Source organism: Geobacillus sp. DSP4a, assembly GCF_013096875.1.
Taxonomy (GTDB): domain Bacteria; phylum Bacillota; class Bacilli; order Bacillales; family Anoxybacillaceae; genus Geobacillus; species Geobacillus thermophilus.
The window spans coordinates 1-423 of record NZ_SDLD01000210.1 but is presented as its reverse complement, the minus strand read 5'-3'; the positions used below and the strand labels follow the sequence as shown (position 1 = coordinate 423).

The 423-nt window shown below is 35.9% G+C and carries 1 protein-coding gene; it reads right to left on the bottom strand.

The genetic code is table 11. The features are described from left to right. Positions 1 to 43 precede the first annotated feature (43 nt). Positions 44 to 340, bottom strand: a complete 297-nt coding sequence (gene rpsF / locus ETC02_RS17040) for a 30S ribosomal protein S6 (protein ID WP_171698486.1) — start codon at positions 338 to 340, stop codon at positions 44 to 46. Between the last annotated feature and the right edge of the window lie 83 nt (positions 341 to 423).

Sequence of the window (423 nt, the reverse complement as noted above, 5' to 3'; positions counted from 1 at the left end):
ACTAATACAACTCTATTTAGCATTTAAACGCCCCCTCTAATTATTACTTGTCTTCGTCTTCACGAATAACCATGTAACGAATGATATCGTCACTGATTTTAGCTAGACGTTGGAATTCGTCAGTAGCTTTGTTGTTATCAGATTTAACACGTACGATGTTGTAGAAGCCATCTTTGAAATCATTGATTTCATATGCTAGGCGACGTTTACCCCAGTCTTTTGCTTCTAAAACTTCTTCACCTTCAGTAGCTAAGATACCGTTGAAACGTTCAACTAACGCTTTTTTAGCATCTTCCTCAATGTTTGGGCGTACGATGTACATAACTTCATATGTTCTCATTTTATATTTGCACCTCCTTGTGGTCTATACGGCTTATCAATCTTAAAACAGATAAGCAAGGAATAATTTTCATTACTCACAAT